The organism is Parolsenella sp. (assembly GCF_982402205.1).
Genome location: NZ_CEVYAT010000031.1, coordinates 1 through 14,029 on the forward strand (window position 1 = coordinate 1; position 14,029 = coordinate 14,029).

The window sequence follows — 14,029 nt, forward strand, 5'->3', positions numbered from 1 at the left end:
GGCCCCTTTGTCACACGCGCCGCTCACTCCCCAAATTCTGCACCCGCACGAGCCCGTCACAACTTAAGCGGGTAAGTGTGCCAATCTATAAGGTCGCGAACGCGCGCGACGCCAGGCAGCAACTAAGGAGGGCACATGTATCTTGAGGGCATCGACTCCCCCGCCGACGTGCGGGCGCTGCCCCGCGAGGCCATGCCCGTCCTCTGCGCCGAGATTCGCCGCGCCATCATCGACAGCTGCGCCAAGGTCGGTGGCCATCTCGGCCCCAACCTCGGCATCGTCGAGCTCACGGTGGCGCTCCACCGCGTGTTCGACTCCCCCACTGACAAGCTCGTCTTCGACGTCTCGCACCAGACCTACGCCCACAAGATGCTCACCGGCCGCGCGTGGAACTACCTCGACCCCAAGCGCATGGGCACCCTCTCGGGCTTCGCGAGCCCGGTCGAGAGCGAGCACGACCACTTCTCGATGGGCCACACCTCCACCTCGGTGAGCCTCGAGGTGGGCCTCGCCCGCGCCCGCGACCTCGCCGGCCAGAGCCACGACGTCGTTGCCGTGATTGGCGACGGGTCGCTCTCGGGCGGTCTCGCCTTCGAGGGCCTCGACGATGCGGCGACGCTCGCCAGCGGCCTCGTCATCGTGGTGAACGACAACGAGTGGTCGATCTGTCCCAACCATGGCGGCCTGTACGCGAGCCTCGCCCACCTGCGCGAGACGGGCGGCACCGCGACCGACAACCCCTTCCGCGCGCTGGGCCTCGACTACCGCTATGTCGAGAACGGCAACGACGAGGCTGCCGTCGAGGCGGCATTGCGGCAGGTAAAGGGCTGCGTGCACCCCATCGTGGTGCACGTGCACACCCGCAAGGGCCTGGGCTTTGCGCCCGCCGAGGCCAACGAGGAGAGCTGGCACCACGTGGGTCCCTTTAACCCCGAGACGGGCGCCAAGCTGGGCGGTGGGCGCGCAAGCGGCGGCATCGTCGAGGCGCCGCCCGCCACCTACGCCGACCTCACGGGCGAGTACCTGCTGGGCCGCATGCACACCGACCGCGACCTCGTTGCCGTCTCGAGCGCCACGCCCTACATGATGGGCTTCACGGCAGACCGCCGCGAGGCCGCTGGCCAGCAGTTTGTTGACGTTGGCATTGCCGAGGAGCACGCGGCGACGCTCTGCGCGGGCCTCGCCGCTGGCGGCGCGCACCCCGTCTGGGGCGTCTACGGCACGTTTCTGCAACGCGCCTACGACCAGCTGTGGCACGACATCTGCCTCAATGCCTCGTCCGCCACGATTCTCGTGTTTGGCTCGAGCGCCTTTGGCACGACCGATGCCACTCACCTGGGCTTTTATGACATCGCGATGCTGGGCGACATGCCAGGCCTCACCTATCTCGCGCCCACCTGTCGCGAGGAGTACCTCGCCATGCTCGACTGGGCCTGCGACTACGAGGGCAGCCCGGTCGCCATTCGCGTGCCGGGCGCGGGCGTCGTGAGCCGCGCCGACGTTGCGCTGCCGATCAACGGCTTTGCCGCCGCCGAGCCCGAGATCGTGCGCGAGGGGTCAGGAGAGGTGGCGCTTCTCGCCCTCGGTGCCACGATGCCGCTGGGTCAGCAGGTGGTCGAGCGCCTTGCCGCCACGGGCATCGACGTCACCCTGGTGAACCCGCGCTACGCCTGCGGGATCGACCGCGACTGGGTGGTGCGCCTGGGACGCACCGCGCGCCTCGTCGCGACGCTCGAGGACGGCGTGCTCGACGGCGGGTTTGGCAGCCGCATCGCCTGCCTACTGGGTGCAGACGGCACGCGCGTGCGCTGCTTTGGCCTGCCCCATGGCTTCCCCGACCGCTACGAACCCGCGGAGCTTCTTGCCGCATGCGGCATGACCTGCGATAACATCGTGAGAGAGATTACCGAGCTACTAGAGGGATAGCCCATGCGCGCCAGCGACCTTGAACACGTGCCGTTCTACTCCACCACCTTCGAGGTTGCCGCGGTCGATGGCGCCGACGCGCTCTGGGGTCTCATCCAGTGCGTCCGCGGCTGGATATGCCGCAAGTGGCCCGAGGTCCCGCGAGACATCGAGCGCTGGAGCAGGTTCAAGGTGGGCACGCGCGCCGAGCTCGACGTGCCAGGCGTGGCCTTTGAGTCGGCCCTCGTTCAGCGCGAGGACGGCAGCGTGAGCTGGGCGGGCACCATTCGCGAGACCTTTCGCGAGGGCGAGTGCGCCCCGCGCGAGTGGCGCACCTCGGTTGGCTTTGCGGCGCGCGAGGGCCTCGCGAGCGGCACCGTCTCCGTCGCCGTCTCGTACGCTGACTATTCCGGGTTTCTCGGCCCCATCCTGGACGAACCGCAGGCAAGCGTGCCGGGACTCGTGAGGGGCATCGTCGAGTGCGCCTGGCTCGAGGCCACGACGTCGGGGCTGCCCGCGTCGCTGCACGCGATTGGCCTTGGGGCCGGCGACTTTGATGCGTTCTGGCGGTTTGCGAGCAAGCCGGGGCGCACGACGCCGGCCGTTCTCGTGAGCCCCAAGTTCGATGGGACCGTGGTGCGCCACGCGCTCGACGTTCGGGCGTTCGCCGCCATGCTGGGCACGAGCGCTCGCGTCTATTACTCCATTGACCAGGACTTTTGCGCCGAGATGGACGCAGGGCTTCCCAACCTCGACCTGCGCTGCGACGGAGGCACAGTGCGCGTCTACGCTCCCCTGCCACGCTTTGAGCGCCCGGATGACGCAAGGCGGCACCGCTTCTTCTCGTTTGCCCGCGCGCAGGAGCTGGGCGAGGAGCAGCTGCTGGCCATTCTCCACCGGGCGCTGGCCCAGCAGCCCGTGCGCACGGGTCAGCCTCTAGGCATTGCCGAGATTCGCAGCGAGCTGCGCGCGACGCGCGTGATACGTGAGGCCCGGCGCGTCGAGACCCTGAGCAAGGCGGACGCCCAGCGTCAGATCGATGAGGCGCTCGACCTGTCGCTGCAGCTCGAGGAGGAGAATCGACAGCTCACGGCACAGCTCAGCAGCTCGTGGACGCTGGGGACGAACGGCGGTGCTGGGGCGGGCGAGACCGTTGAGCTACCCAGCTGGCCCAAGACCCCCGAGGCCGTGGGGCAGCTCATGGTGGATGCGTATCCCGAGAGACTCGACTTTACCGAACGCGGCTGGAAGTCTCTTCGCAAGGAATGCAAAGCGAGCACCGAGCTGGTCTGGAACGCCCTGCGCGACCTCGCGTGCGTGGCGCACGGGCTGTACGCGAGCGGCGCGCGCGACATCGAGGGCGCGTTCCGCGCGCGGTCGACCTTCGAGTTTGCGTCCAACGCCGGGATGATGACGCGTAAGGACCCCGGGCTCATGACCCAGTACCGCGATGTCTACCAGGGTCGCGAGCTCAACTGCGAGGCGCACGTCGGCAAGGGCAATGGCCACAGCAAGGACCGAGGCGACATCCGCGTCTACTTTGCATTCGACCGCACGAGCGGCAAGATCGTCGTCTCGAGCTGCGGCCCGCACCTCGACAACTACTCGACCCGCAAGATTCACTAGGCTGCGGGCTCAAGGCCCATCGGGATCAGAGCGCGTAGACTAGCAACGTCGCGGGTGGGCGGCCAGGCGGTTTGCCCACCCGCGACCATCATGGGAGCACGCACGAGGAGCAGTCTTGGAAGTCGTCTTCATCAAGGTCGGGGCGTTCGTCAGCATCATCGTCGCCGGCTACATCGCCGGCCGCACGGGCAAGCTTGGCCGAGGTACCGGCAACGTCCTGTCGAAGATCGTCTTCAACCTCACCCTCCCCTGTGCGGTCATCCACGCCTTTGGCGCGGCCGAGTTCACGCCCGACCTCCTCTGGCTCATCCTCGTCTCTCTCGTGTTTAACTTCGTGGCCTACTTTGCGATGCTCGCCCTCACCCCGCGCAGCGAGCGGGCCAACCGCGTCTTCTACCTCTGCAACATAAGCGGCTACAACCTGGGCTGCTTCGCACTGCCGTTTGTCCAGGCCTTCTTCCCGGCCTCTCAGGCGGTTGCCGTCTGTCTCTTCGACGCCGGCAACTCGCTCATGATGAGCGGCGGAACCTATGCCCTCACCAGCGTCATCGCCGGCGAGGAGAAGCCCGAGCACCCCATGCGCCTCGTGGCCAAGCGCCTCTTCTCCTCCGTCACCATCGACGCCTACCTCGTGCTGGTGGCGCTGGCCCTGCTGGGCATCCCCGTTCCCGGCGCGATCGTGCAGTTCACCGAGCCCATGGCGAACGCCAACGCGTTTCTCGCGATGTTCATGCTTGGCCTCGTGACCAACCTGCACGTCGACGCCCAGAAGGTTGGCAGGCTCGTTCGCCTGCTTGGCGCCCGCTTGGTCTGCAACGTTGCCTTTACGGTAACCACGCTGGCGTTTTTGCCGTTTGCCTCCGCCGTGAAGATCATTGTCTGCATGGCGATCTGGGCACCCATTGGCGCCATGGGGCCCGTCTTCACGATGTGGTGCCAGGGCGACCACGGCCTGGCGGGGTTTGCCAACGCTATCAGCGTGATCGTCGCGGTGGTCGTGATGACGGGAATCGTAATCGCCAGCGGCGTGATGGGATAGGCGCAGGGCCACGTGGGGCGATACCTGCTGCGCGAACGGGCTCGCGGCCATCCGCGCAGCAAGCCGAATGGCCATGGGCTACGCAGCCAAACTCTCACGGGCCACGCAACAAGTCAAATAGGCAGGGGACGCACATGCAAGCATCAGCTTGCTGCGCAATCGAGTTAACAATCTCCCCGCCCAGCTTGCCTGCAGACAGTTGGCCCCAATGGCACCGTCACGGCCACCCCGAGCAGTTCGTACTGACGAAACTGTCAGTGTAAACGGTTGCACGTGCGATGGCGGCTAATTAGCAGACAGGCCGTGCAAGTCCCAGAGCCCTCCGCGGTCCTGTCGAGCCACATTCGAAGCACCAGCAACCGTCATTTTGTACGAATCTCGGACCAAATGGCGGTCGATGCGGTCCCAAGCGCTGCATCGACCGCACGTGTAACCGGTTTCACTGACAGTCCAGGGCGCACAAACATGTTCGGATGGACCAAACTGTCAGTGAAACCGGTTTCCGGTGCACCGACCCCGATTTAGCGGACAGCCCAAACGCTCACGCACACCTTTAGGGGACAGCCCAGAAAGCCCTGGCGGTCCTATGCGCCCCCATTTAGTACGACTTCCGTACTAAATGGGGGGCCAGCCACCTCCTGGCGCCCCACCCACTGCACCAGAAACCGGTTACAGTGACAAATCCAGACGCACGAATCCCTCGGAACCCATAAGGCGCTCGTTCAAGCCCGTGAACCCACCGTTCACACATCAATTGTTAACTCATATCGCCCCGCTAGACATAACGAGACCGTTGCGTTCAATCAGCGAAAGGGGCATGACATGTTTGACATCAACGGCAAGACAGCGGTGATCACGGGCGGTACCTCGGGCATTGGCCTGGCCACCGCCGAGGCCTTCCTCAAAAAGGGCGCCAAGGTCGTCATCGCCGGCCGCAACGCCCAGCGTGGCGCCGACGCCGAGGCCCAGCTCAAGCGGGTAGCACCCGGCATCGTCTTCCGCCAGACCGACACCAGCGATGAGGACGACGTCAAGGCGCTCATCGACATCAACCTCACGGGCGTGTTCTACGGCATCAAGTACGCGGCGCTGCAGATGGAGAAGCAGGGCAACGGCGGCGCCATCGTGAGCACCTCGTCCATCGAGGGCTGTGTGGGCGACCCGATGTTGCCGCACTACAACGCGGCCAAGGGTGGCGTCAACCTGCTCACGAAGTCGAGTGCGCTGGCGCTCGCCAAGTACGGCATCCGCGTGAACACCGTGAACCCCAGCTACATCGAGACGGGCATGGTCAACGAGGCCACCATGGGCAAGGAGGGCATTGAGCACCTCAAGAGCCTGTACCCGCTGGGACGCCTCGGCCGCTCCGAGGAGATTGCCCACGGCGTCGTCTTCCTGGTTGAGAACGAGTTCACCACGGGTCGCAACCTCTACATCGACGGCGGCTACACCGCGCAGTAGATGCGCGACCATACCTAGAGGCACGCGGGGCTCGGCGACCTGCCGGGCCCTTTCTTATCGTTATTCTTCGATGACCCTCAGCAGGGGCTCGCCAGACCAGATCTCGGCCCCAGGTTCTGCCGCCAGCTCCACCGCCGCCATGTCCGCCGAGTTCGTAACCGTGACGACCACGCAGTCGGAATGACCCGCGGCGGCAACGGCCTCGCGGTCAAAGCGCACGAGCGCCTGACCCGCCTCTACGCGCTGCCCTTGGCGAACCAGCAGCTCAAAGCCCTTGCCGCCCATCTCGACGGTGTCAACGCCAATGTGCACGAGCACCTCGACGTCCCCCGTTGAGATGCCAACGGCATGCGGCATCGCGGCGCCAACCACCCCGGCAGCGGGCGCGCAGACCACTCCCTCGTCGGGCCAGACGCAACAGCCCGCGCCCAGCATGCCCACAGAAAAGACCGGGTCAGGCACATCGGCCAGGGCCGCGACCAGCCCATCGGCCGGAGATAGAAGCCAAACGGCACGCGCGACGTCCACGTCCTCAAGACGATCCATCCAGACTCCCTTCCGGTAAAACTGCAGCCACTATTGCTGCTAAATTTTTCGTAAGATTATGCAGCAAACGAGGAGCGTCCATGCCATCAATCAAGCCCGTTTCGGATCTTCGCAGCTACAACGAGGTGCTGAGTGACGTAGCCGAGGGAACCCCCGTTTTTCTCACGCGCAATGGCCGAGGCAGCTACGTGATCATGGACATGCGCGACTATGATCGCATGCAGGCCGAGCTCAAGCTCGCGGAGCAACTTGAGGCCGGTCGTCACTCTGGCGAGAAGGACGGCTGGGTCTCCCAAGACAACCTCATCGCGCGCTTCGCCAGCAAGGCAAGCGAAGGCGCGTCCCACGCCTAGCGGCATCCGCTACTCTTCCCTCGCTCGAGACGACCTCGATGACCTCTGGGGCTGCATCGCCGAGGACCTCGCCTCGCCCAACGCGGCGAACAAGACGGTCAAAGCCATACTCAAGCGAGTCGCGCTCCTTGCCACCTTCCCCGATTCGGGCACGCCCCTTTCGTCCGTCGCGGCATACGTTGGCGGCACCAATAGGTTCGTTCGCTCGGGAAGCTATCTCATCTTCTACCGCCATGAAGGCGCCATCTACATCGACCGCGTTCTCAACTCGAGGCAAAACTGGCTTCGCGCCCTGTTCGGCGAGTAGGCTTGGCCCCTCACCCGTCCCGTTTGCCGCAAAACTACCAGACGCTCAAACCCCCAGCCACGCAAAAGGGGCCGCCCAGAGGGACGGCCCCCATAAACGCAAGCTATAAAATCCCAGCTAGCCCATCACGATTGAATCGAGGTGCAGCGGCATGCCCGTCGTGTGCGCAGAGACCTCGCTGGCCAGGTAGAGGGCCGCGAAGGCAACCTCCTCGGGCTGGCAGTAGCGCTTGTCGAGCGCGGTGCCGGCAAAGATCTTCTCGGCCTCCTCGTGGCTCATCGTGTCGCCAAACGTGTCGAACTCGATGCGGCGCATCATGTCGGTGTCGACCGGACCCGGGCAGATGTAGTTGACGTGCACGCCCGCGGCGCCCACCTCGTTGGCCACGCACTTGGTGAGGCCGGCCACCGCATACTTGCTCGAGCAATAGGTGCTCATCGTCGCGGCCGGGGTGTAGGAACCGGCCGAGGCAATGACCACGATCGAGCCCGACTGCTGCTTGAGCATGTAGGGCACGGCGTACTTCATGACATACATCGGACTAAAGACGTTGAGCGCGTAGACCTTGTTGACCTCGTCCATGTCAACGTCCTGGATGGGCACGCACTTGCCCTCGTAGCCGGCGTTGGGAATGGCGACGTCAACGGTGCCAAAGTACTCGGCCGCGCCCTCGACAAAGGCCTTGACCTGGTCTTCCTTAGTGGCGTCGACCACAAATCCCTTCACGTGGTCCTCGTCGAGGCCCAGCGTGGGGATAAGGGCGTCGAGCTTCTCCTGGCGCGTGGACGAGATGGCGAGCTTGGCGCCCTCGGACGCGAACGCGCGGGTGATGGCCGAGCCAATGCCGCCCGTGGCGCCGGTGATGAGAACGACCTTGTCCTTGAGCTTCAGATCCATGTTTCCTCCTCCATGGGTTGCGCCCGCAGCCGCGCCCCCGCGCCTACGGGCCTGCCTCGCGCTCGATGGCGCGCATCACTGTTTTAACCATTTCTTTAGTCCTTAATATCAGAAGTTGAAGCGTTATCGATAAATGGTGATAACGAGTAGCATGGGCGGCAGAAGAGGCGCAACCAAGGAGGGGCCATGCACGTCGTCGAGCACGTGATCGAGTCCGAGAAGGGCCGCATCGTGGGTGACCTCGCCCTGCCAGACTTCGCGGTCGAGACGAACGAGGCAGCGGCGTCAACGGTGGCCGAGAAGAGCGGGACGGCGGGTACGTCGACCCCTACGCGCAGATTGGCGCCTACAAGCGACCTGTGCTCATCACCCATAGAACGGCCGACGAGCTGGTAGACCCACGCTACCCGCAGAGGGCGGCCGCGATCTACGACCACGCTGATCTGCACCTCATCGACGGTGCCAGCCATGGCTTCCACGGTGCCGCGCTCAAGGAGGCCGCCGGCTACCTGGTCAGCTACCTCGCGAGGGAGAGGGCATAGGAAGCCCAGCGGGAGCTAGGCTTTCGCATCTCGCAGCGCCCGGCATGGCTCGCGCACCACCATGCCGGGGTGGGCGTCTCTGGCGCGCTTTCGCTCCGCAGCCTTCGCGCGACCAGCCCAAACAGATATCGCCGGCGCCCCTCACTGCCTTCGCGCGCCGCCCTTAGTGCTTGAACAACTTGGCCATGAGGTCGGCGTTGAGCTTGAGACGCGCGGCCTTCTCGGCATCGTCCTTGGCCCAGGCGCCGGGCATGCCGCGCAGCACGTCGCCCTTGCCGCAGCCCGCCGGCAGCTCGGCCAGCGGCACGTCCATGAAGCGCGTGCCATCGACCTCGAGCACCGCGATGTTGCCCTCGATGCGGTCGATAATTGCCTGCATGTCTCCTCCTCGCTTCTCGCGCACCACGCCGGCGCCCACAGGCACCCTACGGGTTGCACCTCTTGCACGGGGTATACCCCTGCGACTCCGCCTCGGAGCGCGGCATCGCCACGAGGCCGCTCGAGTTGTTCAGGCTCGAGCAGCCCTTGCGATGGTAGCGCTTGCCCTTGCCCGAGGCCGTCACGTACACCACGTCGCCCACCTGCTCGTCGCCGCTCACGCTCTGGCCACCGCCAGCCGCCGCGCCCGACGACTCGCCCGAGCCGCTCGAACCGCCACTGGAGCCGCCTCCCGAGCCGGCGCCAGAGCCGCGCCCGATGGAGCGGCCGCTCTTGCCCGCGTCCTGGCTCGCCGCCTCGACGCTGCCCTCTCGCTCACTCGTGACACTCACCGTAGTGCCATCCGAGACGGCCGTGACGGTGCCGTTGACGCGCGTGCCGTACACGTGCGTGCCTACGCCCGCGAGCGCGTCGAGCACCACCTGGGTAGGGTGGCCGTAGTTGTTCTGGCCATAGGAGATGACGGCCGCGCTTGGGGTCAGCTTGCTCGCGAGCTCGGTGTCCATGCCCGAAGCGCTGCCGTGGTGGGCCACCTTGAGCACGTCAACATGGCCTGCCCCGCACAGCTTCTGGGCCTCGGCCGGGGCGTCGCCCGTAAAGAGGAACGTGCTGTTGCCGTAGGTCACCTTGATGATGGCCGAGTAGGCGTTGTCCTCGGAATAGCTCGCGCCCTGCTCGGGCCACAGGAGCTCGGCGGTATAGTTCTCCCCGCTCGCGACGGTGCGGCCGGCATAGCACGGCTCAATCGACAGACCCTTGTCGGCAATGGCCGTAAGGAAGCGCGTGTAGGTCTTGGTCGAGCTGTTGACCTCGGGCGCCCAGACGCTGCGCACGTCCATGGTCGAGATGATCGTGTCGAGCCCACCGATGTGGTCGGCGTCAGGATGGGTGGCCACGAGCCAGTCGATCGTGTTGCGTCCATCGGCCGCAAGCTGGGACTTTACCGTACCGGCCTCGCCCGTGGGCGTGTCGATGAGCATGGTTTTGCCGTCGGGAAACTCGATGATGCTCGCGTCTCCCTGGCCCACGTCAACGAAGCGCACGACGAGGTTGTCGAGCGCGGTCGTGGCCGCGGGGGCCTCGGTCGTTGCGGGGGCCGTGGTCGCTGCGGCAGTCGAGGCTGCGGCGGTGGCGACCGCCGGGGCCGTCTGCTGCTGCGGGGACTTGCTGGGCGCGAGCGACCCCATGAGCAGCAGCGACACGAAGGCGCATGCGACGCCCGCGAGCACCTGCCGCACGACGGGAGGCCACGAGCCCACGCGCCTCACTAACTTGGAGTCGGGCGCCTGCTGGGCAAGCTTGCGCCAGCAGTAACGGACAAGGAACCACAGGCCCACGCCCGCGACGATGCACGCCACGAAGGCCAGCGCGTAAATGGCCAGGCACAGCAGCACGAATGCCGCGCAGTACCACAGGCAGCCCCGCTTCTTGTGAACGACGGCGATCTTCTTGCCCATACGCACTCCCCTGTTCGGGCGAACCTGTCACTTGCTCCAGCATAGCCCTCCGCGATCCTTGCACTTTAGCGGAGAGCTATGATGGGCGGAGCGTGGGCAACGCATCACAGCGCACGGCCAAGAATCAAAAGCAGGATGCCGTAGATGATTCCGGCCAGCACCGCCTTAAGCAGGGCTCGGGCCAGTAGGCTGCGCATCGGCTCAATCTCGGTATGCCCCGCCGCTTTGGCACGGTGCCTGTCCAAGAGGTCGATTCCCAAATCGACAAGCAAGGTGCACAGGGTCACAAGAAATATCCTGGTAAGCAGTACTGTCATGACGCGTCACGGCCTTCGGCTCGGTCCTTTTGACTTGTCCCGATTCATCTGGGCATCCCGAATGTATCGCTCAACGCGGACATTAATCCAAAGGCAAGGTTGGCCCGGCCAGCCACGCTTTTGTCGCGCACCAGGGCGCACTCTGAGGCCATTAGCAGCCCGCATGGTCACAAAACTGGAGACGCCATGAACGACAGGGGCCCGCAGAAGGAGATCGAGTAGCTAACCGACGAGTGCTCGACGGCCGTTTTGCAGGGCGACGGCTCGACCAGAACTTAGGGGCATCAACCTGCGTAGGCGCTCTGGAAGCGAGCACGCATTTGCCCTATGAGCCCAAGTGCCCCAAGCGGAGCAGGCCACCGAGCCGTTGAGCGCGGAAACAGCATCGAGACACGAAAAAGGCCATCGACTAAGTCGATGGCCTTGAACATTTGGTCGCGGGGGCAGGATTTGAACCTACGACCTTCGGGTTATGAGCCCGACGAGCTACCAGACTGCTCCACCCCGCACTGTGTAAGTGCGCGCTTGCGCAAAAAAGAAATATACGCGCCCTTCCCCACCGCGTCAACAATGTGAAGACATCTCCACAATTTGCTCGTCCAACAGAGGCAGCGGCGCGTCGAGCGGCAAAGCCGACGATACGCTAATCAGCTTTTTCGTGCTTAAAACGGGGCAGACCAAGTAGAAGGGGCGACCACCACGGTAAAACCCCAGTTGGTAGAAGCCCATTTGGCAGCCCTACCCGGCTAACCGCCAAACAAGCACGAAGAAGTTGATTAGCCCCAGCGGGATCAGCGCCCGCCCAGCAAGCAATCCCGGCCCTCGTAAAGCGCGCAGGCCGTCCGGCACTCGTCCCGCAGACGCTCGACGTGGCGGTCACTCACCCGCAACGCGTTGATCAACTTTTTCGCGCTTGTATGTCGCCAGCTTGAGTAGAGCGGCATAGCGCCCCCTGCAAAGCTGCTGGTAGAAAGGCCGGTGGCATCCTGCATACCTGCCCAGTCGCTAAACAAGCAAGAATAAGTTGATTAGCCCCTCAGCGAAACCGCCGAGTGTGCATGGCTCCAGCGGCCAACGCGGACGCAAGCTGATCAGCCTATGTACACCAACTTGGCGACAGCTCGAGTAGAGCAACGCAATGCCCCCACAAAATCGCAGGTAGAAAGGGTGGCAGATACCAGGCTACTCACCCATACCCAGCCATGGTGTACAGAAGTCGATTAGGGTTCCTCCAAACGGTCGGTCCGCCCCACGGCGCGGCAATCTTAGCCGCACGCCCACCGCGGCCGCCCGGCAGTCAGCAGCTCCACAGACCGCACTCGCACACCCACCGCGGCCGCACACGGCGCGGCAGCCTCGCCGGCCGCCCCCCCGCCCAACAAAATAGGCGACGCGGGTCTCCCCGCGCCGCCCTCGCGCACCTACTTGTTCTCGATGCTGCCGATGTTCTTGAGCTCAATCGAGATCAAACCGTTTTCCTCGGTCGAGAACTGGATGAACTCGGGGTCGTCGCCGTACTCGGCCGGGAACGACACCTCGATGCCCGTGTCGGTCACGATGCGGTGGCACCGCACGCGCTTCTGCGCCACGGCCCTGCGGTCGACCGCCACGTTCTCGGGCAGGTGGCGCACCTCGGCCTCGGTCTCGAACGCCTTGCGCGCGGGCTCGGAATCCTCGAACACCTTCTCGGCCAGCCCGTCGCGCGAGAAGCTGTCGCACTCGTCGACCTGTTCGGCCACGAACGCCTTGGCCTTCGACAGTGCGAGCGCCGCGTTGGCGCCGTGCTCCTCGGCCACCTTCTCGACGATCTCGGTCACACAGTCGATCGTCTCGCGCGCGCTCGCCTCGCTCGTGCACTGCAAGAGGCCCTCGGGCAGCACGAGCGTCTCCTGCCCGTCGATCGTGCGCGGCTTGTCCACGTAGGAAATCTCGAGGTTATCGGCACGCACGACCGCCCAGCTCGCGAGCTTCTGCGTCGCCGCCGGCAGCACGCCATAGCGCCTCACGATGTCGCAGCTCACCATCGTGCCCGCCTGGCTCACCTCATGCACAAACGCCTTCTTGCCCTCGAGCAGGAAAAGCCCCAGGTAGCGCACGTCCTCGCCATCCATGAAGTCGACCACAAGCATGTCGGTGCTCTTGGCCCCGTCGGCGCGCTGGATCTCGCCAAACACGAAGTTGGCCATGTCGGCCGTCAGCGGAACGAACTCGTCGGCGCCGTGCAGGTAGCGGCTCACCTTCGTGGACAGAGCGTTGTCGGAGCCAAACCTGCCATGGCGGCAGTCGGTCGACCCCAGAGCCTTGCGGCAGATGCTCTGCACGTAGGCCTTGACGGGCTTCTCCTCGAGGTCGAGCTCGGCCTTCGACAGCACGCTCACGGCCGAGTCGAGGTCGAGCACGTGCAGAACGGCCTTGTTGAGGCGAATGATCATGAACCCCTCCATATGGTGGGCCCGCGCGGGCGCGACCGCCCGCGACGCCGGGCGCGGATTGCAGGCGTCAACTATACCGCGCCCCACGCAAACGAAATCGAATCTCAAGAATCCCTGCTAAACCGCACCCAAAACGGGGAGAAGAACAACTACGACAAAAGGAGGCCAACAATGGCACGCACCATCATCCTCGTCCGTCACGGCAAGGCGAAAAAGGCCCAGCTTGGCACGGACGACATCGACCGTCCGCTCGTTCCCGGCGCCGCCGAGGCGCTCGCCCCCACCTTCCGCCACGCGATGGCCCAGCTCTACGGCGCGCGCCAAGCGCACCTGTGGGCGAGCCCGGCCCTGCGCGCCAAGCAGACGAGCGCCGCGCTGGCGCCCGCGCTCGTGGGCAACGGCATCCAGATCGTCGAGACCCGCGACCTGCCCTGCCTGTTCGAGCAGGACCAGGCCACCTTCCTCGACGAGCTCGCCGCCACGCCCGACAACGCCTGCGTGGCCGTCGTGGGCCACATCCCCTTCATGGACGAGCTGCTGACGCGCCTCTGCGACTGCCAGATCGACTTTGCCCCGGGCTCCATCGCAGCCGTCGAACTCGACGGCGACCCGCGCGACCCCTCCATCTCGGGCACGCTGCTGTGGTACGCCTGCGGTCCCAAGCTGTCCTAGCGCGAGAAGCCCTGCGGGGACAGAGGGACGGGTCCTT

General features: G+C 65.2%; 15 protein-coding genes and 1 tRNA gene. 9 read left to right on the forward strand and 7 right to left on the reverse strand.

Going from position 1 to position 14,029, the window contains the following annotated elements; genetic code table 11:
• Positions 1–135 precede the first annotated feature (135 nt).
• From AC1VTH_RS03130 to AC1VTH_RS03145, 4 genes are all read left to right on the forward strand, one after another.
• Entirely contained in the window at positions 136–1,926 is a 1,791-nt protein-coding gene (locus tag AC1VTH_RS03130) for a 1-deoxy-D-xylulose-5-phosphate synthase (RefSeq protein WP_481334642.1), read from the forward strand.
• A gap of 3 nt (positions 1,927–1,929) precedes the next feature.
• The gene (locus AC1VTH_RS03135; protein ID WP_481334643.1) at positions 1,930–3,531 is read left to right on the forward strand and encodes a hypothetical protein; all 1,602 of its coding nucleotides are present in this window, start codon (positions 1,930–1,932) and stop codon (positions 3,529–3,531) included.
• A 115-nt stretch (positions 3,532–3,646) separates the two neighbouring features.
• Positions 3,647–4,570 carry an AEC family transporter gene (locus AC1VTH_RS03140; protein ID WP_481334644.1) on the forward strand — a complete coding sequence of 308 codons (924 nt, stop codon included), beginning with the start codon at positions 3,647–3,649 and terminating at the stop codon, positions 4,568–4,570.
• 822 nt (positions 4,571–5,392) lie between these two features.
• Entirely contained in the window at positions 5,393–6,031 is a 639-nt protein-coding gene (locus AC1VTH_RS03145) for an SDR family NAD(P)-dependent oxidoreductase (RefSeq protein ID WP_481334646.1), read from the forward strand.
• A gap of 60 nt (positions 6,032–6,091) precedes the next feature.
• On the opposite strand, the gene AC1VTH_RS03150 is transcribed toward AC1VTH_RS03145, so the two are convergent.
• Positions 6,092–6,577 carry a PTS sugar transporter subunit IIA gene (locus AC1VTH_RS03150; protein ID WP_481334647.1) on the reverse strand — a complete coding sequence of 162 codons (486 nt, stop codon included), beginning with the start codon at positions 6,575–6,577 and terminating at the stop codon, positions 6,092–6,094.
• A gap of 80 nt (positions 6,578–6,657) precedes the next feature.
• On the opposite strand from AC1VTH_RS03150, the gene AC1VTH_RS03155 reads away from it, so the two are divergent.
• Positions 6,658–6,930 (forward strand): type II toxin-antitoxin system prevent-host-death family antitoxin, encoded by a 273-nt coding sequence (locus AC1VTH_RS03155; RefSeq protein WP_481334648.1) that lies wholly within the window; start codon positions 6,658–6,660, stop codon positions 6,928–6,930.
• Positions 6,827–7,237, forward strand: a complete 411-nt coding sequence (locus tag AC1VTH_RS03160) for a type II toxin-antitoxin system RelE/ParE family toxin (protein WP_481334649.1) — start codon at positions 6,827–6,829, stop codon at positions 7,235–7,237. The genes AC1VTH_RS03155 and AC1VTH_RS03160 overlap by 104 nt, the downstream gene beginning before the upstream one ends.
• A 117-nt stretch (positions 7,238–7,354) precedes the next feature.
• Here the strand turns inward: AC1VTH_RS03160 and AC1VTH_RS03165 are convergent, their stop codons facing one another.
• On the reverse strand, positions 7,355–8,134 hold the full coding sequence (locus AC1VTH_RS03165) for an SDR family NAD(P)-dependent oxidoreductase (RefSeq protein ID WP_481334650.1): 780 nt from the start codon (positions 8,132–8,134) through the stop codon (positions 7,355–7,357).
• Between the two features lie 186 nt (positions 8,135–8,320).
• On the opposite strand from AC1VTH_RS03165, the gene AC1VTH_RS03170 reads away from it, so the two are divergent.
• Complete coding sequence (locus AC1VTH_RS03170) at positions 8,321–8,530, forward strand: hypothetical protein (RefSeq protein ID WP_481334651.1); 210 nt, start codon at positions 8,321–8,323, stop codon at positions 8,528–8,530.
• Positions 8,494–8,676, forward strand: a complete 183-nt coding sequence (locus AC1VTH_RS03175; RefSeq protein WP_481334652.1) for a hypothetical protein — start codon at positions 8,494–8,496, stop codon at positions 8,674–8,676. The genes AC1VTH_RS03170 and AC1VTH_RS03175 overlap by 37 nt, the downstream gene beginning before the upstream one ends.
• Positions 8,677–8,839: 163 nt before the next feature.
• On the opposite strand, the gene AC1VTH_RS03180 is transcribed toward AC1VTH_RS03175, so the two are convergent.
• The 5 genes from AC1VTH_RS03180 to AC1VTH_RS03200 all read right to left on the reverse strand — a co-directional run bounded on the left by AC1VTH_RS03180 (position 8,840) and on the right by AC1VTH_RS03200 (position 13,320).
• Positions 8,840–9,055 carry a DUF3006 domain-containing protein gene (locus tag AC1VTH_RS03180; RefSeq protein WP_293673460.1) on the reverse strand — a complete coding sequence of 72 codons (216 nt, stop codon included), beginning with the start codon at positions 9,053–9,055 and terminating at the stop codon, positions 8,840–8,842.
• 46 nt (positions 9,056–9,101) lie between these two features.
• A complete protein-coding gene (locus AC1VTH_RS03185) occupies positions 9,102–10,571 on the reverse strand; it encodes a ComEC/Rec2 family competence protein (protein ID WP_481334653.1) in 1,470 nt (489 codons plus the stop codon).
• A 104-nt stretch (positions 10,572–10,675) separates the two neighbouring features.
• Complete coding sequence (locus AC1VTH_RS03190; RefSeq protein WP_301830363.1) at positions 10,676–10,888, reverse strand: hypothetical protein; 213 nt, start codon at positions 10,886–10,888, stop codon at positions 10,676–10,678.
• A 432-nt stretch (positions 10,889–11,320) separates the two neighbouring features.
• Positions 11,321–11,397, reverse strand: a tRNA-Met gene (locus AC1VTH_RS03195).
• Between the two features lie 912 nt (positions 11,398–12,309).
• Entirely contained in the window at positions 12,310–13,320 is a 1,011-nt protein-coding gene (locus AC1VTH_RS03200) for a nucleoid-associated protein (protein WP_293673913.1), read from the reverse strand.
• A 171-nt stretch (positions 13,321–13,491) separates the two neighbouring features.
• On the opposite strand from AC1VTH_RS03200, the gene AC1VTH_RS03205 reads away from it, so the two are divergent.
• Positions 13,492–13,992, forward strand: a complete 501-nt coding sequence (locus tag AC1VTH_RS03205; RefSeq protein WP_481334654.1) for a SixA phosphatase family protein — start codon at positions 13,492–13,494, stop codon at positions 13,990–13,992.
• Positions 13,993–14,029: the final 37 nt, after the last annotated feature.